17 protein-coding genes are annotated in these 19,211 nt (G+C 63.4%); 3 read left to right on the plus strand and 14 right to left on the minus strand.

What is annotated here, in order from left to right; genetic code table 11:
- Positions 1–12: 12 nt before the first annotated feature.
- The 5 genes from pyrF to F4036_00375 form a co-directional block, all read right to left on the minus strand.
- The gene (pyrF, locus tag F4036_00355) at positions 13–831 is read right to left on the minus strand and encodes an orotidine-5'-phosphate decarboxylase (GenBank protein ID MYK36193.1); all 819 of its coding nucleotides are present in this window, start codon (positions 829–831) and stop codon (positions 13–15) included.
- 113 nt (positions 832–944) lie between these two features.
- Complete coding sequence (locus F4036_00360; protein MYK36194.1) at positions 945–1,493, minus strand: hypothetical protein; 549 nt, start codon at positions 1,491–1,493, stop codon at positions 945–947.
- Entirely contained in the window at positions 1,490–1,957 is a 468-nt protein-coding gene (locus F4036_00365; GenBank protein MYK36195.1) for a GFA family protein, read from the minus strand. Before F4036_00365 ends, F4036_00360 begins: the two co-directional genes overlap by 4 nt.
- A gap of 24 nt (positions 1,958–1,981) precedes the next feature.
- Positions 1,982–2,416 (minus strand): type II toxin-antitoxin system VapC family toxin, encoded by a 435-nt coding sequence (locus tag F4036_00370; GenBank protein MYK36196.1) that lies wholly within the window; start codon positions 2,414–2,416, stop codon positions 1,982–1,984.
- Entirely contained in the window at positions 2,413–2,691 is a 279-nt protein-coding gene (locus F4036_00375) for a type II toxin-antitoxin system prevent-host-death family antitoxin (GenBank protein MYK36197.1), read from the minus strand. Before F4036_00375 ends, F4036_00370 begins: the two co-directional genes overlap by 4 nt.
- Before the next feature lie 117 nt (positions 2,692–2,808).
- Between F4036_00375 and F4036_00380 the strand changes: the two genes are divergently transcribed.
- From F4036_00380 to F4036_00390, 3 genes are all read left to right on the plus strand, one after another.
- Positions 2,809–5,205, plus strand: coding sequence for a TonB-dependent receptor (locus F4036_00380; GenBank protein MYK36198.1), 2,397 nt, complete (start codon positions 2,809–2,811; stop codon positions 5,203–5,205).
- Positions 5,206–5,372: 167 nt separating this feature from the next.
- Positions 5,373–6,194, plus strand: a complete 822-nt coding sequence (locus F4036_00385; GenBank protein ID MYK36199.1) for an alpha/beta hydrolase — start codon at positions 5,373–5,375, stop codon at positions 6,192–6,194.
- A 76-nt stretch (positions 6,195–6,270) separates the two neighbouring features.
- Complete coding sequence (locus F4036_00390; protein ID MYK36200.1) at positions 6,271–8,697, plus strand: TonB-dependent receptor; 2,427 nt, start codon at positions 6,271–6,273, stop codon at positions 8,695–8,697.
- Positions 8,698–8,786: 89 nt separating this feature from the next.
- On the opposite strand, the gene F4036_00395 is transcribed toward F4036_00390, so the two are convergent.
- The 9 genes from F4036_00395 to F4036_00435 form a co-directional block, all read right to left on the minus strand.
- Positions 8,787–10,145, minus strand: a complete 1,359-nt coding sequence (locus F4036_00395; GenBank protein MYK36201.1) for an NAD(P)-binding protein — start codon at positions 10,143–10,145, stop codon at positions 8,787–8,789.
- A gap of 21 nt (positions 10,146–10,166) precedes the next feature.
- Positions 10,167–10,586 (minus strand): PaaI family thioesterase, encoded by a 420-nt coding sequence (locus tag F4036_00400; protein MYK36202.1) that lies wholly within the window; start codon positions 10,584–10,586, stop codon positions 10,167–10,169.
- 18 nt (positions 10,587–10,604) lie between these two features.
- Positions 10,605–11,609, minus strand: a complete 1,005-nt coding sequence (locus F4036_00405) for an ATP-binding cassette domain-containing protein (GenBank protein ID MYK36203.1) — start codon at positions 11,607–11,609, stop codon at positions 10,605–10,607.
- Positions 11,606–12,571 (minus strand): ABC transporter ATP-binding protein, encoded by a 966-nt coding sequence (locus F4036_00410; protein MYK36204.1) that lies wholly within the window; start codon positions 12,569–12,571, stop codon positions 11,606–11,608. Before F4036_00410 ends, F4036_00405 begins: the two co-directional genes overlap by 4 nt.
- Before the next feature lie 9 nt (positions 12,572–12,580).
- Positions 12,581–13,429: an ABC transporter permease subunit gene (locus F4036_00415; protein ID MYK36205.1), complete on the minus strand. Its 849-nt coding sequence runs from the start codon at positions 13,427–13,429 to the stop codon at positions 12,581–12,583.
- Between the two features lie 53 nt (positions 13,430–13,482).
- Positions 13,483–14,412 (minus strand): ABC transporter permease subunit, encoded by a 930-nt coding sequence (locus F4036_00420; protein MYK36206.1) that lies wholly within the window; start codon positions 14,410–14,412, stop codon positions 13,483–13,485.
- A 195-nt stretch (positions 14,413–14,607) separates the two neighbouring features.
- A complete protein-coding gene (locus tag F4036_00425) occupies positions 14,608–16,176 on the minus strand; it encodes a peptide ABC transporter substrate-binding protein (protein MYK36207.1) in 1,569 nt (522 codons plus the stop codon).
- An 8-nt stretch (positions 16,177–16,184) separates the two neighbouring features.
- Complete coding sequence (locus tag F4036_00430; protein MYK36208.1) at positions 16,185–17,645, minus strand: amidohydrolase family protein; 1,461 nt, start codon at positions 17,643–17,645, stop codon at positions 16,185–16,187.
- A 23-nt stretch (positions 17,646–17,668) separates the two neighbouring features.
- Entirely contained in the window at positions 17,669–19,126 is a 1,458-nt protein-coding gene (locus F4036_00435) for an amidohydrolase family protein (GenBank protein MYK36209.1), read from the minus strand.
- Between the last annotated feature and the right edge of the window lie 85 nt (positions 19,127–19,211).

The raw sequence follows: 19,211 nt of genomic DNA on the forward strand, positions 1-19,211 counted from the left end.
GGAGCAGCCTGTTTACTCGGCTTCGTATCCCGCAATTTGGCCGGAAAGCCGGCGAGTCGCTTCTTCGATACCGTCCGGGGTCCCTCCGCCGGAGTAGATGATGGAACGCGACGCGCTGATGATCAGACTGTTCGGACTGACGGACGACCTGCCGTTCCGGATGCTCGAAGCCAGGGAGCCGTTCTGGGACCCGATGCCCGGCACGAGGAAAGGTACGGAAGGCGCAGCCTTGCGGGTAAGCGACATTTCCTTCGGGAAAGTGGCGCCGACCACGAGCATCACGTTCTGTTTGTCCTGCCAAAGTTCTTCCGCTTCAGCCGCCACTTTTTCGAACAACATGCTTCCGTCGATGTGCATATCCTGCAAGAAACCCGAACCGGGATTTGACGTCTTGCACAAGATAATGGCCCCTCGATCATCTCGCTCAATAAAGGGCTCTATGCAATCCAGCCCAAGAAACGGATTCACGGTTACCGCATCCGCGCCATAGCGTTCAAAGGCCTCCAGCGCGTACATCTTCGACGTGTGCCCGACATCTCCTCGTTTCGCATCCAGGATGACAAGCGAATCCGGCACTTCTTCCCGTATGTACTTGATCGTGTCGGCCAATTCATCTTCCGCGCCAACCGCGTGATAGAAGGCAGCCTGGGGCTTGAAAATGTTGCAGTGGTTCTTTGCCGAGTCGACGACACGTTTGTTGAATTCGAGAATCGGCCGCTTCGCGTTACGGAGGTCGTTCGGAATCTTGTGCAGATCAGGGTCCAGCCCTACGCACAATTGCGCATTGCTCCCACGAAAGGACCTGGCGAGTTTTTCTGGAAAAGTCAGCATTCTTTTGCGTGCACGGATTTTCTTGGTTGGATTTCGCGTATTTTACGGCTCTGCCACGATTCGAGCCATGAGGCCGTACTACCAGTCACCCGGCCCCATCGCGACTGAAGCGGTCAATTCGCCCTGGCAGCTTGTAATGTCCGAATGAAAGCTGCGGGATCCTCCAGGCTAATCAACACCGTCGTTCCATCGTTAAGCGCCAAGCTTGCCACCGACGAGCGGTCGGTCAACGCGACCAGCGCCTTGCCGCCGCCGACCAGCCTGAACCACCCGAGCGAATAACCCAGCGAGCCCAGCCCGTTGGTTCGCAGCCCAAGCCGCACTTCCCGGTCTGTTCTCATGTTCACGACGCGAGCGCCTGCCGGCTCGATTGTGTCAAGAGGAATCGAGCGGCCGTAGACCGGAACGCTGAATTCGAGTGCGTCCTCCGTAATCGTTACGCTGGAACGGTAGCCGCCGTAAAGAAAATAGACCAGGAGCAATGTAACCAACACAGGCAGGCCAACCGAGAGAGCCAGGCTGATCCAGGATTGCGACGCGAAGTAGCGCGCAGGACCTCCTCCGCTTACTACGATGAATACGCTGATCGCCAGTGGCAGGGCCGCCAGCAGCACCAGGACGGTCGAAGCCGTCGCATCAATCGGAATGATCGGAAATCTCATCGCGACAACTCAACGCGCAGTATTTTTGCGTTCTCCGGTTCTGTATTGAAGCACAGGCCGTTTTCCAGCAGAGGCGTAAGCCAGGGTTGCGCGCCTTTGGTCCACAGATGGCAGGTGGGGGTGATGCGGGAGGTGTCGTCGAGGGTGCCGGCCTTGATGCTTAGCGTATCGCTTCGGGCGCTTCGGGTTACGCCGCCCGCGTGGTAGATGCGGGCGCCGCAATTCTCGCAAAACGCGCAGAGTTTCTCCTTTCCCGAACCTCCGCGCGTGCGATAAATGCGCGGTTCCGCGCCCGAAAATTCGATGGCATCGCGCTCCATCCACATGGACAGACCGAACGCGCTCGAAGACTGTTTCTGGCAGTCTTTGCAATGGCAGGCATAAAGCGCCACCGGCGCCCGCAACAGCCGGTAACGAATCGCGCCGCACTGGCACCCGCCTTCCTGTCCGGGTTCGATGAGCATTCTCCTGGTAATTCCGCTGCGGGCCTATGCTGCGGGTTCAGGGATTACCTGCAGGCTCTCCAGTTCCGCCGCGTATGCGAGCCGCCTGTCCAGGCAAACGAATGACAGTGGTGCGGCCAACTGCTCCTGCACCAGGAGGGCTGCACCGAGTTGACCCGCGTCCGCAGCCCGCAACGGGTGCCGGGCAAGCAAGGCATTCGCGCGGGCCCGAACCGCCAGGACTTCGGTTACTTCATCCCAGGTGTCGGCGAAGGTGGCGAACCGCTCAAGCACCTCGCGGCGTTGTGGCCGGGACAGCAGGCCCTCGCGGGTTCGCCGCTCGACCGCGGCCACGATCTCGGTGCGGGACCAGGCCCAGGTCACGATGCGCCCGTCCTCGGCCAGCCAACGGCGCACTGCGTCGCTGGACGCTTCAGCGACGAGCAGCGGAACTAGAGCGGATGCGTCCCAATATCTCACAGCCGGTCGGTCCGATCTTCCATGAGCGCGTCCGACAGGCTGGTGGGCAGTTGAATTGGGGACTCCTCCAGAATAGCGGCCGCTTTTCCCTTGCCCGGCCGCAGCAGCCCGGTCCGGATGAGCGTCTGACGCAACCCGTCGCCGGTAGCCGCCGGAGGCGCCAAGCGGGCAACCGGCGTGCCTCTGTCAAGAACCTGAACCTCGCCACCGCGGCGAACTTCGCGGATATAGCGCGACAGATTTGCCTTCAGGTCCGAGATCGATACCGTCGTCATAATGACTAGTATGACCTATTTATAATGACTTATCTAGTCCACATTGTGACTCGCGGCGCAGCGCGGCGGTTTGGTCAAGGCCTAAGATAAGCAGTGAACCTAACCTATTTGTGGTCAATGCGGATGAGCCAACGCAAGCTCGACTCTTTCCGAATCCTCACGTTCACGGCGCTCTGGCTCGTGTGTGCGACTTCCCAGGCGCAATCTCCGGCGCCGGTGGAGGGCGTAATCGACGAGATCGTGGTTACGGCCACGAAGCGCAGCGCCCGGATTCAGGATGTGCCCTTTTCCGTGGCGGCAAAGACGGGAGAAGAAATTGCGCGCGCCGGCGCCCGGGGCATCGAAGACCTGGCGCTGGGCTTCGCCGGAATGAGCGTCCAGGACCTGGGGCCGGGGCAGAGCCAGGTCGCCATGCGCGGCGTGTCGGCCGGGCAGATCGTCCGCGACCAGCCGGGGGTCAAGGAGCAGGTGGGCATCTACATGGATGACTCGGTGGTTTCGCTCTCGTTGTTCACGCCCGACTTCGACCTGTTCGACCTGAACCGGGTCGAGGTATTGAGGGGTCCGCAGGGAACGCTTTATGGCGCCGGATCGGTGGGGGGCACGGTCCGCTACATCACCAACCGGCCCGAGCTGGAACGGGACTACGGACTCGTGGAAGCCGAGCTCAACTCGATCGCCGACGGCGATGCGGGGTGGCACCTGAAGGGCATGGCCAACGTAGCGCTCTCCGATTCGAGCGCACTGCGGCTGGTGGCCTACACGACGGAGTACGGCGGCTACGTCGATGCCCTGTCGGAGAACGGGGCGCGCGACGACGATGTCAATACGGGTAGCCGGACGGGCGTTCGTCTATCGCTGCTGTGGGATGTGACCGACCGGGTCTCGGTGTTGCCCAGACTTATCCACCAGCGAGTCGAGGTCGATGGTTTCAACCGGGAGGAGGTCTTCAATCTGTTCGCCAACCCCTACACTACGACCCGGCCGGCCATTCAGCTCGGAGACCGCGAGCAATACCTGCTGCTCGGAGAAGAGTTCGAAGACGAAACCACCTTGTTCGACTTCAAGATGAGCGCAAGCTTCGCCAGTTTCGATCTGACCTCCATATCAAGCCTCCTGCGCCGCGAGTTGCTCGCAAGCCGCGATGCGTCGGCGCTCGTGGGCAGCGTCACGGTGTCTCTCGGGTTCCCTCACGAACATGTGGCGATACCGTCCAATCTGCGGGACACGACGGAACTCGACCAGTTCACGCAGGAAATTCATCTGGCCTCGGCAAACGAGTCGCGGTTGCAATGGCTGATCGGTGTGTTCTACTCGGACCTCCAGCGAGACTACGCGCAGCGTCTGCCGACGCCCGGATATGACACCGTGGTGGATGCCGCGCTCGGGGCCGGCACCTCCGCCGGCTCCATGAACGGCTACCCGCTTAACGACAGTCCCTACAACTCCGACCTCCCGTACGACATCTCGCAGATCGCCGTGTTCGGCGAGGCAAGCTATGCACTGACCGACCGCTTCGTACTAACACTCGGGGGACGCTGGTACGACTGGGAGGAGGAGCGCAGGTTCTACTCCGGCGGGTTGTTCTCCAACAGCGATCTGCAGACGGACAGCACCGACGCCAGCGGCTTCAGCCCGCGGCTGCTGGCCAGTTTCCGGTTGAATGAACAGGTGACGTGGAACGCGCAGGCCGCGCGCGGATTTCGTCCGGGCGGCGTCAACGATCCTCTGAACGCAAGCCTGTGCACCGGGTCGGACCTGGCGAACTTCGGCGGTTTCCAGGTCTATGACGACGAGACCATCTGGAATTACGAGACGGGAATCAAGTCGGAGTGGGGCAACGGCGTGCGGCTGAACGCCGCGGTGTTTCATGCGGAGATCGACAACCTGCAGGCGACGCTGGATGCCGGCTCCTGTTCCTCGCGCATCTCCTTTAACGTCGAGGAGGCCCATGCAAGCGGCGTGGAAGTCGAATTGAACCTCACGCCGGCGCGGGGCCTGGAGATCGGTTTTGCCGGCAGCCTGGTTCGGTCCGAGTTCGACTCCACGGTCCTGGCGGAAGAGGGTGGGGTACTTGGCGGTGTGGCCGATGGCAACCGGCTGGCTTCGGTGCCGGAGATCCAGTTCGCTGCAACGATGAACTACACCATCCCGGTAAACCTTTTCGGCGGCAGCGAGCTGTCCATTTTCGCGAGCGTGCAGCACGTCGGCGACCGCATCACGCAACCCGGCGACCAGGTGGCCGGCGCCGGCCGGTTCGTGTCCGAACTGGCCTACGGCGGCGCCACCGGCATGGAAGTAACGGAACTGGATCTGGAGCTTGATCCCTACACGCTGATCGCGGTGCGTGTCGGGATCATCAGGGACGACTGGGAAGTCGCCCTGTACGTCAACAACTTGACCGACGAGAAGGCGGCGCTTTCGTTCGATCGCGAACGGGGAGGTCGCGCGCGGCTGGGCTTCCGGGTCAACCGGCCGCGCACCGTCGGGTTTCTGATCAGAAGGTCCCTCTAGTGCGGCTGATATGATCCGTTTCCCCACTGGAGGAACACGTCATGACAGCCACGCGCAGAGACACACTGAAGTACACCGGAGCCGCGATTGCGGTGATGTCCGCGGCCCGCGCCGGCGCCGCCGAAACGCGGGCGGAAGGCAATCCCTGGGCGGTGAGGTCCGGGCCCATGGAAGTGCCCTATGTGCCCAGGCGCGGCTACGCGGACGGACCGTTCGGGCAGGTCCACTTCCGCGACACGGGCGAAGGAAGGCCCCTGATTCTGTGTCCCCAGGCGCCACAGACCTCGCGCCAGTTCGAGAACGTCTACGAACCCCTGGCGCGTCGCGGGATCCGGGCCATCGGCGTCGATTCGCCCGGGTTCGGGGAATCGGACCCCACACCCTTCGTACCCACCGTCAGTGACTGGGCCGAGGCGGTGCCCGCCGTGCTCGACCTGCTGGGCATCGAAAAGGCCGACGTGCTCGGGCACCACACCGGGGGCATGGTGGCGACGGAAGTGGCTGTCCTGTTTCCGGAAAGAGTGAACAAACTCATCATCAACGGGCCTTTGCCTATGGGCGAGGAAGAACGAGGCAACTTTCTCAAGTTCGTCGAGGAAGGCGAGATCAACTTTGTCCACCAGGCCGACGGCAGCCATATGCAGGACGCTTTTGCCGGACGCTACCGCATGTACGTGGACGGCGGGGGAACTCCCGAACCGGAGCTCATCACCCGTTATACGGTGGAGCGCTTCCAGGGTTACGCGCCGTTCTGGACGGGCCACCACGCGGCGTTCATCTACGATCACAATGCGGGCCTCATGAACGTCATGGTCCCCACGATGATCCTGACCAACACGGGTGACCAGATTTACGAGAGTGCGAAACTGGCCGCGGAGATTCGTCCGGACTTCGATTACGTGGAACTCGAGGGCGGCGGCATCGACATCGTCGATCAGATGCCCGAAGAATGGGCCGACGCGGTGGCGGGATTTCTAACCAGCCCGTAGGACGTGTATTATCCGTCCGACTTGTGCGGCCCCGTTGGGCCGCTTTCGATCTTTTGATCTCGTTGAGGGGAGACCTATGAAGTCACGAAATCTGCTTGCTTCGTCGATTATGGCTTTGATGGCGTTGCCGGTGGCGCAAAGCGTATCGGCGCAGGAACTGTCGCTGGAGGAAATCGTCGTTACCGCGCGGAAGCGCGAAGAGAACATCTACGAGATCCCGATCTCGGTATCGGCATTTTCGCAGGATCAGTTGGACCAGGCGGGCATCGGCGACTTCCATGAGCTGTCGAAGTTCATTCCGGGTCTGGACTTTCATGGGGTGACGGCTACGGCCGGACGCGTCAATCCGCAAATCCGCGTCCGCGGAATGAACCAGCAGATCATTACGCCCTCGACCCAGGTGGGCGCCCTGTTCTGGGACGGGTCGTACATCGCGGCCGGCGGTGGATTTCTTCCGATCACGGACGTGGAGCGCGTCGAAGTGATCAAGGGCCCGCAAACTGCGTACTTCGGGCGCAACACGTTTTCCGGCGCCATCAACTACATTCCCAGGCTTCCCGGCGACGAGTGGGAAGCGGATCTTACGCTTCAGTATTCGCCGTCGCAGCACGACGAGTACATCGTTGGCATCGGTATAGGCGGCCCGATCTCGGACCGAGTGGGCCTGCGCCTGTATGCCGGTTACGAGCAGAATGCCGGCGATTTCAATTTTCAGGACGGCACGCCATTCGGCGTTCAGAAGGACCTCACCTTCAACGGCACGCTGACCATTGACGTCACCGAAGACTTCCGCGTGAAACTCACCGGATACTACGTGGACGCAGAGGATGGCGGCGTCAACGGTGGTGTCGATTCCAGGCTTCACGGCACTCCGACCAGCGAATGCAACAGGACCTATACGGGCGAGTATCTGAATCCAGCCACGGGCCAAAGGACTCCGTTCACCCGAAATATCAGCACCGATTTCACCGGATCTCACTTATGGTGCGGCGATTATCCCGATGGTGAGAACCTCGTGTTCGGCGCAACCAGGACTCCTGAGGGCTACTTCCCAGGTGGCCAGATATTCCTGGGTCGTTCCCTCACCGAACTTCACCCTCTGCTCAGGGAATTCGACATCCTCAAAAACCCGCCAGGCAAGCTGGGCGGCTTCAACCGGACCTACCGTGTTCAATTGAGCGGCGAGTATGACGTCGCCGACCACACACTTTCATTCCAGGCCTCAAGGGCGGATACGGGAACCCTCAACTACGTCGATTTCTGGTATGGCGTTGCAACAATACCCGGCACAGTCTTTGCGCTCGGCAACAACATTGCCACCCAGGAAACCTACTACGAGGCCCGGATCGCTTCCCCGCAGGACCGGAGATTGCGGTATCTCGTCGGCGTCAGCGACTATGACCAGCGCTATCGGCTTGGCAATGTCCCAACTTTGACGCAGCTGGATCCGGCCACCACTACCGCAACGGTGGACTTCCAGGACAATGGGACCACGGCTTTGTTTGCATCGGTGGACTACGACCTCACCGAGGACCTCACAGTGTCGGTGGAAGCCCGCTACACAGATGAACAATCCGTGGCAGTCCTGGAGGGAAACCCGAGCGGCCAATGCGGCGGATTCTCGCCCGTGTGCAACGAAACGAACGAATACACCGATTTCATCCCCAGGGTGATTTTCAGCTACCAGCCGTTTGAAGGGGCCACCACCTACTTCAGCTACTCGTACAGTTCCCTGCTGGGCGTGGCGACCCAGGCCGGGTTCATCAACAGTGTTGCACCGGAAATCATCCCTGACGACCAGCTGGAGGCACTGGGCCTGCACACGCCGCCCCAGGAGAACACCCAGTACGAAATCGGCTGGAAGCAGCAGACGGAGAACTGGGCCTTTACCGCTGCGGTCTTCTACATTGACTGGAAGAATCAGCCGTTCGCATCGGTCATTCTGCTTCCAACAGGCGGGACTTCGTCCTATCGCGGGCCGGGTAATTCGGAATACACGGGTATTGACCTCGAAGCGCAAGGCAATCTGACCGACTGGTTGAGCATTCGGGGAACGCTCACATATGTGGATGCGATCATGGCATCGTTTTCCTCTCGTGGCTCGAACGAGTTTGCAGTGCTCGGATCGGGCACCCTGTCCGTCGTCAACGATGACAATGAGGCGCGCAATACACCGAAGTGGACGGCGTCCCTGAGCCCCACGATGATCGGCAACTTCGCAGGACGGGAGTTCTACTTTCGGACCGATTTCTTCTACGAGAGCCCGAAGTGGGCGGACTACTCGGAGTGGAATCGGACGAAGTCATTATTCAGAATCAATGCCCGCGTGGGATTCGACTTGATGGACAACACCACTGTTGAGGTTTTCGGCACCAATCTCACCGATAACAAGGTCCTGCCCAACACGAACGGAACGACTACCGGTCCCGGCGGCAGCCGCAAGGCTTTCACGGCGGGTTACCCGAAGCGGGAATTCGGCGTGCGCGTAAGGGCGTCCTTCTAACCCCGGGCGGGAGGGCGTCCCGCCCTCGGGGAAGGCGAGACGCCGCGAGGGTCATGCCCTCGCTCCCAGGGAGGGCGCTGGAAGCGGGATCAGGCTTTCCTGAACCGCCAGCCGTACTGCATGCGGCCGTAGAAGTTGAACCACTTTTTCGCTTCGGGGTCTTCGAAGGGGTAGTCGGCGCCGAGTTGCCTGGCCGCGATCAGGCCGGTCACGAAGCAGGTTTCCTGGCTGTTGATCAGCGTGTGGGCGCCGCAGTGCCAGCTTCGCCGCTTGCCTTGGATGAAGCGGAACAACTGGATCAGAACGGCGATGTGGCGCACGTCGTGGACGACGTGCTGGAACCACCACCTTTTGACGATCTTGCTTTCGTCGATCGGGCTGATCGCGTTGTAGGTCACCAGGCAGGGCTTGTCCGAGCGTTTCGCCCAGGGCTGCTGGTTGTGCATGATGTAGGTGATTTCGTAGTTGTCGGGGCGCGCGCCGTACTGCTCGATGTGGTTGCTGCGCGTGGCCAGCGCCTCCACGTCGCTGTCGGGCAGGACCGACGCGTCCGAATGCACGACGGTGTGGTTGTGCAGTTCGCTCTCGTAACGTATCGACGAGAGGATCGAGTTTTCCAGGTAGGTCGGGGCGTCCAGAATCATCAGCGTCTGGTTCGCATTACAGGCGAAGACCACGTCGTCGAACTTCTCCGTCTCGCCGTTTTCGTCCTCGACCAGGACGTGCGAGAGGCGCCGGTACACCTTCCGGACCGGCCGGTTCAGGTAAATTTTGTCCTTGAATCCGCCTGAAAGCGCCTCGTAGATGCGCCGCGTGCCCTGGTCCCAGGTCTTCATCGGCGTCGCGGCCTCGATATCGAAGAACTGCAGGTAGCGGGAGAACAGCGACGCGGGCATGTCGAACACGTTCGTCGCCATCAGGAAGTTGACGAACATGGGCTTCAGGATCTTGTAGCGGAAGTCGCCCGAGAACCGGCCCCAGTTGAGCACCGTGCCCATGCTGACGTAGTTGAACGGGTTCAGCAGGTTGAGCAGCCTGGACCGGGTGTTGTTGACCCGGCCGAACCAGTGCAGACGCTTCAAGAGCTTCTGGAACTTCTCGATTTCCGGCTGCAGCTCGCGGCGGACGTCGGAGTCGAAATCGTGCGCATAGACGCCGCCGCGATACCTGACGCTGTAGCTGAACCGGGTGTCGATCAGGTCGATGCCGTATTGCTGCATGACCAGCAGGATGTGTTGGTAAACGGAGGGGATCAGCGCGGTGACGGAGATGTCGAACGGAATCGAGCTGCCGTCGTCCTGCGGCATGTCGGCGGTAATGGCGTTGCCGCCCAGCCGGGCCTGCGCTTCGTAGAGCCGGAAATCGAACCGGTCGGGATGCCGGCTGAGCGCCCACGCGGCTCCCAGCCCCGAGACTCCCCCGCCGATGATGGCAATCCTTCTCGACATCCCCCCGCCTGCGTGTTCGACCTATTTTTCCGTTGAAGCCGCGACGACGGTGCCCTGGGCAACCGCGCAAAGCGTTTCCCCGCCGTCGCCGGACACCGCGAAGACCTTGCCCTGGCACACGGCCTGGCGCTTGCTCAGGGCCGTCGTGCGCGCGCGTGCGATCAGCCGGCCGCCCACGGCGGGCCGGACGAAGTTGATCTTGAATTCCGCCATCAGCGCGTCGTCGCCGAGCGCAAGGCCGCCCGCGAAGGCCATCGCATTGTCGGCCAGGTAGCTGATGACGCCACCGTGGGCGAAGCCGTGCTGCTGGGTCAGCTCATCGGTGATCGCCAGGGCGATTTCCGCGCTGTCGGGCCCGACCGATTCCAGCGAGGCCCCCAAATGCCTGGTGAAGGGCTGCGAGTCGAAGATCTGCCGGGCGAGCGTCTCCAGAGTGCTCATGGCGCGCCATCTTATCCGCTACTGACGCGGCTGGGCATGCGCATCGCGCCAGTGATGGCAGGCGACGCGATGCGAGGCCGAGACGTTCTCGCGGGGTGGCCGCTTCAGCGCGCATTCGGGCGTGGCGATCGGGCAGCGCGTTCGGAAAACGCAGCCCGACGGCGGGTCCAGCGCCGAGGGGATTTCGCCGGGCAGGCCGCCGGCCATGTCGAGCGGGCCGCGGTCGGGGTCGGCCTCGGGGATCGCGTCGATCAAAGCCCGGCTGTAGGGGTGCCGGGGGTTTTCGAACAGCTCGTCACGCGGGGCGATTTCCATGAGCCGGCCGAGATACAGCACCAACACGCGGTGCGACATGTAGCGCAGCACCGACAGGTCGTGGCTGATGAAAAGGATCGCGATGCCGGTCTCGCGCTGCAGCCGGCGGAGCAGGTTGCAGATCTGCGCCTGTATGGACACGTCGAGCGCGCTGACCGGTTCGTCGCAGACCAGCAGCTTCGGCCCCGTGATCATGGCGCGCGCAATGCTGATGCGCTGGCATTGGCCGGAGCTGAACTCGTTGGGATAGCGGCCGGTCATTTCGGGTCGCAGGCCCACCCGTTCGAACATGTCCGCTACCGTAGCCTGGCGCTCCTGCGCGGACATGTCCGCCGCATGCACGCGCAGCGGCTCGGCGACGATCTCGCCGACCGGCATGCGCGGATTCAGGGCCGACAGCGGATCCTGAAACACGATCTGCAGTTCGCTGCGCAGTTTCATCAGCGTCCTGGCGTCGGTACACGCCAGGTCCACGCCGCGCCAGAGAACGCGTCCCGCCGCCGGCGGGACCAGTTGCAGGATCGCCTTGCCGAGCGAAGTCTTGCCGCAGCCCGTCTCGCCGACGATTCCCAGCGTTTCGCCTTCCGAAAGCTCGAAGCTGATGTCATGGACCGCTCGTAGCGTGCTGGCACTCGAACCGAACACGCCGGCGCGGCGTTGCTCGTAGTCAACGCAAAGCGACCGGACGCTGAGCAGCGGCGCCGTCATGGCGAAAGCAGGTGGCAGGCGGCGGCGTGACGGGCTTCCGTTGCGGAAAGCAGCGGACGCTCGTCCCAGCAGCGATCCATCACGTGTCGGCAGCGTTCGGCGAACGCGCAGCCGCGCGCCGTTGCAAGCGCGTCCGGTGGCTGCCCCGGAATCGCCGGCAAATCGGTCGCGGGGTCGGTGGCGAGGCTGGGCAGCGAGGCGAGCAGACCCGCCGTGTACGGGTGCTTCGGGGCAGTGAACACTTCGCGCGTGGTTCCCGATTCGACCGGCCGGCCGTTGTACATGATCAGGATGCGATCGCAAAGCCCCGCGGCGACGGCCAGGTCATGCGTGATCAACACGACCGAGGTCTTCGCGTCGCGGCGCAGTTCGGCGAGCAGCCCGAGGATCTGCGCCTGAATCGTTACGTCGAGCGCGGTGGTCGGTTCGTCGGCGATCAGCAGGTCGGGCCGGCAGATCATACCCAGCGCGATCATCACGCGCTGGCGCATGCCGCCCGACAATTCGAACGGATACCGGTCCAGGGAGTGCTCAGGATCGGGCAAGCGCACCGTTTCCAGCATTTCAATGGCCTTTGCGCGCGCCTGGCGTGCGTTCATGCCAAGGTGCCTTCGCGCGGATTCCTCAAGCTGGCGGCCAACGCGCAGCGTGGACGTGAGTCCGGACAGCGGGTCCTGGAACACCATGGCGATGCGTCGGCCGCGCAGCGTGTCGAGTTCGCGCCGCGGCGCGTTGAGGATTTCGCGGCCCCGGTAGCGCACCGAACCCTCGGCGCGCGCGTTTTCGGCGAGAAGCCCCAGCGCAGCGAGAAAGGTCTGGCTCTTGCCGGCGCCGGATTCGCCCACCACGCCCAGGCATTCGCCTTCGGCCACTTCAAGGGAAAGCCCGCGCACGGCGGTCAATTCGGCGTCCCCGACATCGAAGCGGACGCTCAGGTCACGAATTTTCAGCAACGCGCTCATTCCCTGGCGCTAGCGGTGGGAGGGGTCGAGGGCGTCGCGCAGCCCGTCGCCGATGAAGTTGAAGCAGAACATCGTGATGGCCAGAAACGTCGCCGGAAACAGGATCAGCCAGGGGGCCGTGTCGAGTTGGCCGACCGCCTGCGATATCAGCAGGCCCCAGCTGGTCAGCGGTTCCTGCACGCCCAGCCCGATGAAGCTCAGATAGCTCTCGATCAGGATATTGGTGGGGATCAGCAGCGTCACGTATACGACCACCGGGCCGACCACGTTCGGAATGATGTAGCGGCGCAGAATGGCTGGTTTCGACAGCCCTATCGCGACGGCCGACTCGACGTACTCCTTGGCCTTCACGCTCAGGGTCTGGCCGCGCACGATGCGCGAGAGCGTCAGCCATTCGACCGCGCCGATGGCGATGAAGATCAGGAAGATGTTGCGGCCGAACACGGTCACCAGGATGATGATGAAGAACAACAGCGGCAGCGAATACAGGATGTCGACAAAGCGCATCATGAACCCGTCGGTGCGCCCGCCCGTGAACCCGGCGACGGCGCCGTAGCCTACGCCGATGCCCAGAGCGACCAGCGTCGTCATCAGCCCGATCGTCAACGATATGCGCCCGCCGTAGAACACCCGCACGAACTGGTCGCGGCCGTTGGCGTCGGTGCCGAACCAATGCCAGTTCTCGAAACTCGGCGGCAGCAGGATGTTCTCCCAGGACGCGTCCTCGACCGCGTGCGGCCAGAATGCCGGGACCAGGACCGACGTAAGCGCGATGACCAGCAGCACGCCGATGCTGATCATCGCGGCGCGATTGCGCCGGAAACGACGCCCGGCCTGGCGCCAGAGCGAGCCGGACAGCTCGCCGCTCGCCGCCCGCCGCAGGGCCGGCGACCGCAATAGCCCGCCGGTGCTCACCGGTAGGTCCTCCGCACCCGCGGGTCCAGCGCCGCGTAGGCGAGGTCCGAAAGCAGGTTCAGCGCGATGATCAGCGTGCCGTAGACGATGACGATCCCCATGACCAGCGGGTAATCGCGGTTCAGCGCGCCCTGGATGAAGTAGCGCCCGACGCCCGGCAGGTCGAAGATCAGCTCGATGACCAGCGACCCGGTCATGATGCCGGCCAGTGCCGGTCCGAGGTAGCCGACCAGCGGGATCGCGGCCGACTGCAGCACGTGGTTGATCACCACCTGGCGTTCCGGCAGCCCCTTGGCGCGGGCCGTGCGAACGAAGTTCGCGCGCAGGACCTCGAGCATTCCGCCGCGCATCAGCCGGGCGATGATCGCGAGCTGCGGCAGCGCCAGCGCGATGACCGGCAGCACCATGTTGGCGGCCGCGCCGCCGTTCCAGCCGGCCACGGGCAGGAGTTTCAGATAGAGCCCGAAGAACAGCGCCAGGATCGGCGCGGTGACGAAGGAGGGGATGGCAATGCCGGTCATCGCCATCGTCATCGTGGCGTGGTCGAATAGCCGGTTGTGCCGCAGCGCGGCGACGATCCCGCAGGTTCCGCCGAGCAGCAAGGCAACGAGCATCGCGGTGAAGCCGAGCTTCGCGCTGACCGGCAGTCCGATGGCGATGAGCTCGGTTACGTTGAAGTCCTCGTAGACCAGGGAGGGGCCGAAATCGCCCTGGAGCACGTTGGCGAGGTAGATCCGGTATTGCTCGAGCAGCGGCTGGTCGAGCCCGTAGGCGCGGTAGAGGTTCTCGAGCACTTCGGGATCGAGGTCCGCTTCGGTGTCGAAGGGCCCGCCGGGCGCCGCGCGCATCAGGAAGAACGATGCGGTCGCGATCGCGAGGAGTGTCGGGATCGCGACGGCGAGCCGCCTCAGCGTGTATGCGAGCATCCGCCGGAGCATAGCAGGGACATTCGGGGCTCGCCGTTCTTCGCCCCCCTTCCTTCCGGGAGACGCATTAATCCATCCATGGAGCTTGGTTCCGCTCTGACGGCAGTGCCGCCAGTGGCTCACACACTCCCGGAAGGAAGGGGGGCGAAGAACGACTTGGGCCGGCGCCCGCTGGGAGTTAGGGCGGCGCCCTGGCTACTGTTTTACGCGATAGAGGAAGCGGGTGGCGGTCATGCCGCGCGAGTTGGGCGTGTAGCCGCGGATGTCCGGCGCCACCAGGTTGCGGTGCACCATGAAATACATCGGCATGACGGGGAAGTCCGCCAGCGCCAGCGCTTCGGCCTCGCGATACGCCGCCAGGCGGGCGTCGGGGTCAAGCTGCGCCTCCGCCGCGGCGATCAGCCGGTCATACTCGGGATTCGAATAACCGGAATAGTTGGTCGTGGCGCCGGACTCGAGAATGAAGAGAAACGTTTCGGGACTGTCGGTGGGGGAGAACCAGGTGAACCGCGCGGCAGTGTAGTCGCCCGTTCCCACCGAGCGGTAGAGCGTGCCGAAGTCGGTGAACAGCAGTTCCGTGTTGACGCCGATTTCACGCCAGATCGCCTGCAGCGCGATCGCAAGCCGGCGGTTTTCCTCCGGCGGTTCGTAGCGAAGTTCGAACGTCAGGGGCCGGTCCGGCCCGTAGCCCGCGGCTTCCAGCAGGGAACGCGCTTCCGCCAATCGGTCGGGCATCGGCCGGTGGGCGTAATCCGGCACCGGGTTGTCGTAGTTGCTGACCACGGACGGCGTCATCGTGTAGGCGGGCGGAACGCCGACCACCATGATCCGGTCCGCGATCTGCTCCCGGTCGACGCTGATCGTCAGCGCCCGGCGCACCCGCACGTCGTCGAAAGGCGGCTTGCGGTTATTGAAGGTGATGTAGCTGATGCCGAGCGCGGGCCAGATCTTGAGCTGGCCGGGCAGGTTTTCTTCGATCCACTCCAATCGGTCGGCCGGGAACGTGAGCAGAAATTCGAGATCGCCCGCCAGGTACCGGCGCATGGCCGTCTCCGCGTTGTTGGTCGGGAAGTACTGCACGGTCTCGATTTCAACTTCGTCGGCGCCGTAGAAGTACGGGTTTTTCTCCAGCTTCAGGTATGACTGCGGCACCCATTCGGCCAGGCGGTACGGTCCGGTGGTGACCAGGCGGCCGGGGCGCGACCAGCGGCGGCCGTGCTCTTCAATGACCGCCTGCGGCATCGCCGCCGCCGCAAAGTTGCTAAGCTTCTCCAGCAGGGTCGGGTCGGGCCGTTGCAGCTCGATGACGAACGTGCGCTCGTCCTCGGCGCGAACGCCGAGTTCGGTCGGATCGAGTTCCCCGCTCATGATGCGTCTGCCGTTCCGGATCGAATAGAAGAAAGACCCGAACCGCGTGCGGTTCCCGGGCGTCAGAAGCCGGCGCAGCGTGTAGACAAAGTCTTTCGCCGCGATCGGCGAGCCGTCGGACCACTTGAGGTTGTCGCGCAGATGGAAACGGTAGGTCAGGCCGTCCTCGCTGATCTCCCAGGATTCGGCGGCGCCGGGGATGAGCCGGCCGGCCGAATCGTAGGAGGTCAGCCCGGTGAAGAGATCGCGCATGATCGTCGACGAGGCGCCGGACACGACCTGCGGATCGAGACTGTTCGGTTCGGCCACGGCGCCGCGCCGCAGCGTGTCGGCCGCGCCGCCGCCGGCCAGCAGCAGCGCCGCCGATGCGATCAGCAAGTCTCGGAAGGCGGGCATCGGCCGGTTCACGCCGCAGCAGGCTGCACGTCGCTCGCCAGCAATTTCGCGACTTCTCCCTCCACGGCGGTACCGACGAAAAACTCGGGATCCATGCCAGCGAACAGGCGTGCGGGATTGTGGAACACGAAATCGGCGAAATCCTCGTCGCTCAGCAGGCCGTCTTCGACCAGTTCGTGCGCCTCCACGAGGACGCCGGCCATGTCGGTGACGTCCCAGTGGCCGAAGTCCGACGAGAACATCGCGTTCAGCTTGCGTCCGCCCGGCAGGACCCGCGTGTCGAATGCGGTCACGTTCATCCGGTCGTCCGCCTCGCAACCGTAGTAGAAGTTCGGCACCAGCCGGTCGAGCAGGTCTTCGACGCTGTTGACGTTGGCGGCCGCGAAGTCGTCGACGCCGTCGCGCTCCACCACGTTGCGCAGGATGGCGCCCTCGGGCAGGCGTCCCGACAGGACTTCGCCGCCATATTGCTCGAACAGCGACCCCATCAGCTCCCGGTCGATCCTGGCCGGGTTGAACTGTTCGATGGCCTCGGCGCTGCGTTTTTCCCAGCGCTCCTTCAGGTCGCAGACCAGGCTTGCGCCCCAGGCGACGCCGCACTCCAGGAACGCGAAATTGAGGTCCGGGAAACGGTGCGTCACGCCGCCGAAGAACAGCGCCTTGGCGAAGGCGTGGCCGGCGTCGGCGAAGTGCCCGGTCTGGTTGTACATGTAGTTGCTGATGGATCGGCGCATGTGCACGCCCTGTCCGACCGCGTGGGCGGTCACCGGGACCTTGAGGTCCATGCAGCGCTGCCAGAGCGGGTCGTAGTCGAAAATGCTGTCGATGGCCAGCGTGTCCACCCAGAACGCGTAGGGCCTCAGGTTCGGGTCTACTTCCTCGACCGCGCCGATCGGACGTTTCACGAGGTTGATGAACATCGGCACCTTGAAGTTCAGTTCTCCGAGCGCGAAATCCAGCTCCTCGATGGCTTCGTGGGGCGTGTGGCAGGGGATGACCGCCGCCGGCGTCAGGCGGTCCTCGAATCCCCGGTAGATGTCCGCCATCATCAGATTGTGGGCTCGGCAGGCCGCGCGGCGCACCTCGTCGTCGGCGATCTCGGGCAGCAGGAAACCGATCGTGGGATAGACCACGGCATAGTCGATTCCCATCTCGGGAAGCCGCTCGTGCATGAGCTTCGGCAGCATCGCGGTCGCGAGGTCGGTCGTGTTCTCGGCGGGCGCGGCCCAGAAGGCGGGACGGATGAGATTGTGGTGGCGGCGCTGGGCGTGGTCCATTTCATACCAGCTGCGATTGTTCTGGCGCCGGAGGCTCGTAAACATCTTCTCGGACATTTCCGGGCCGCCCACCTGCTTGATGTAGTCGAAAATCACCGGGAACAGTTCCACCATGTGCCCGTCCGTGTCGATGACGGGATGGTCAAGACGCTTGCGAAGCTCGCGTGACGGTGAGGACTTCGCTTTACCCATGACCGTTCCGCTTCTCCACCGGTTCAGGCGGCGGCTTGCACGTCCTTTGCCAGCATTTGCGCTACGTCGTCCTCCACGGCCGTGCCCACGAAGAATTCCGGATTCATGCTCGTGAACAGCCGCGCGGCATGGCGGAATACGAAGTCGGCGAAATCGTCGTCGCTTATCAGCCCGTCTTCGACGAGTTCATGCGCTTCGCTCAGAATCCCGGCCATGTCGGTGACGTCCCAGTGGCCGAAGTCCGACGAGAACATCGCGTTGAGTTTGCTTCCGCCCGGAATGAGCCGGGTGTCGAAAGCGATCGCGTTCATCCGGTCGTCCGCCTCGCAGCCGTAGTAGAAGTTCGGCACCAGCCGGTCGAGCAGGTCCTGGACGCTGTTGACGTGGGCGGCCGCGAAATCGTCTTCTCCGTCGTGTTCCGACACCTTTCTCAGGAAGGCGCCCTGCTGCGCGCGCCCGGACAGGACCTCGCCGCCGTACTGTTCGAACAGCGATCTGAGCAGGTCGCGGTCGATCTTCTCCGGGTTCAATTGCTGAATTCCCTTGGCGCCGCGTTTCTCCCACCGCTCCTTGAGGTCGCAGATGAGGCTGGCGCCCCAGGCCACGCCGCATTCCAGGAAGGCGAAGTTGAGTTCCGGGAAGCGGTGGGTCACGCCGCCGAAGAACAGCGACTTGGCAAAGGCGTGACCCGCGTCGGCGAAGTGCCCGATCTGGTTGTACATGTAGTTGCTGATCGACCGGCGCATGTGCATCCCCTGTCCGACCGCGTGGGCCGTGACGGGGACCTTCAGGTCCATGCAGCGCTGCCAGAGCGGGTCGTAGTCGTAGATGCTGTCGTAGGCCAGCGTGTCGATCCAGAAGGCGTAGCGGGACATTTCCGGAGCCTGCTCTTCGACCGCGTCGATCGGGCGGCGGACCAGGTTGATGAACATCGGCACCTTGAAATTCAGTTCTCCGATGGCGTAATCGAGCTCCTCGATGGCCTCCTCGGGCGTCTGGCAGGGAATGACGGCCGCCGGCGTCAGGCGGTCCTCGAAGCCCCGGTACATGTCCGCCATCATCAGGTTGTGGGCCCGGCAGGCCGCCCGCCGGGCATCATTGTCCTTGATGTCGGGCAGCGCGAAGCCGATGGTCGGATATACGACCGCATAGTCGATGCCCATTTCCGGAAGCCGCTCGTGCATGAGCTTCGGCAGCATCGCGGTCGCCAGGTCGAGCGTGTTCTCGGCCGGCGCCGCCCAGTGGGCCGGCCGTATGAGGTTGTGGCGCCGGTGCGCGGCGCGGTCCATTTCGTACCATTTCAGCCCGTCGCGCAGACGCAGGTCCGTGAAGGCCTGCTCGGTCATTTCCGGTCCGCCCACCTGCTTGAAGTAGTCGAAGATCACGGGTGAAAGTTCAAGCATGTGCCCGTCCGTGTCGATGACGGGGTGGTCCAGGCGGGCGCGAAGCTCGCTGGATGGTGAAGGTCTCGCTTTACTCATGGTTCGCCTCCCGGCTGAATTGTAAGCTGCGCCCGCGGGAACGGGCGCCGGGTTGCGCCGAAACGCAAAGGGGTGGAAAAATGGC

It is taken from the genome of Gammaproteobacteria bacterium (genome assembly GCA_009845905.1).
In the GTDB taxonomy this organism is placed as follows: domain Bacteria; phylum Pseudomonadota; class Gammaproteobacteria; order Steroidobacterales; family Foliamicaceae; genus Foliamicus.

What these genes read in the sequence shown, in the direction of transcription:
- F4036_00360 (MYK36194.1), bottom strand. Translation starts at nt 1,493, where the DNA reads ATGAGATTTCCGATCATTCCGATTGATGCGACGGCTTCGACCGTCCTG.
- F4036_00385 (MYK36199.1), top strand. Translation starts at nt 5,373, where the DNA reads ATGGAAGTGCCCTATGTGCCCAGGCGCGGCTACGCGGACGGACCGTTC.
- F4036_00380 (MYK36198.1), top strand. Translation starts at nt 2,809, where the DNA reads ATGCGGATGAGCCAACGCAAGCTCGACTCTTTCCGAATCCTCACGTTC.
- F4036_00395 (MYK36201.1), bottom strand. Translation starts at nt 10,145, where the DNA reads ATGTCGAGAAGGATTGCCATCATCGGCGGGGGAGTCTCGGGGCTGGGA.
- F4036_00425 (MYK36207.1), bottom strand. Translation starts at nt 16,176, where the DNA reads ATGCCCGCCTTCCGAGACTTGCTGATCGCATCGGCGGCGCTGCTGCTG.
- F4036_00430 (MYK36208.1), bottom strand. Translation starts at nt 17,645, where the DNA reads ATGGGTAAAGCGAAGTCCTCACCGTCACGCGAGCTTCGCAAGCGTCTT.
- F4036_00410 (MYK36204.1), bottom strand. Translation starts at nt 12,571, where the DNA reads ATGAGCGCGTTGCTGAAAATTCGTGACCTGAGCGTCCGCTTCGATGTC.
- F4036_00375 (MYK36197.1), bottom strand. Translation starts at nt 2,691, where the DNA reads ATGACGACGGTATCGATCTCGGACCTGAAGGCAAATCTGTCGCGCTAT.
- F4036_00400 (MYK36202.1), bottom strand. Translation starts at nt 10,586, where the DNA reads ATGAGCACTCTGGAGACGCTCGCCCGGCAGATCTTCGACTCGCAGCCC.
- F4036_00420 (MYK36206.1), bottom strand. Translation starts at nt 14,412, where the DNA reads ATGCTCGCATACACGCTGAGGCGGCTCGCCGTCGCGATCCCGACACTC.
- F4036_00435 (MYK36209.1), bottom strand. Translation starts at nt 19,126, where the DNA reads ATGAGTAAAGCGAGACCTTCACCATCCAGCGAGCTTCGCGCCCGCCTG.
- F4036_00365 (MYK36195.1), bottom strand. Translation starts at nt 1,957, where the DNA reads ATGCTCATCGAACCCGGACAGGAAGGCGGGTGCCAGTGCGGCGCGATT.
- F4036_00390 (MYK36200.1), top strand. Translation starts at nt 6,271, where the DNA reads ATGAAGTCACGAAATCTGCTTGCTTCGTCGATTATGGCTTTGATGGCG.
- pyrF (MYK36193.1), bottom strand. Translation starts at nt 831, where the DNA reads ATGCTGACTTTTCCAGAAAAACTCGCCAGGTCCTTTCGTGGGAGCAAT.
- F4036_00405 (MYK36203.1), bottom strand. Translation starts at nt 11,609, where the DNA reads ATGACGGCGCCGCTGCTCAGCGTCCGGTCGCTTTGCGTTGACTACGAG.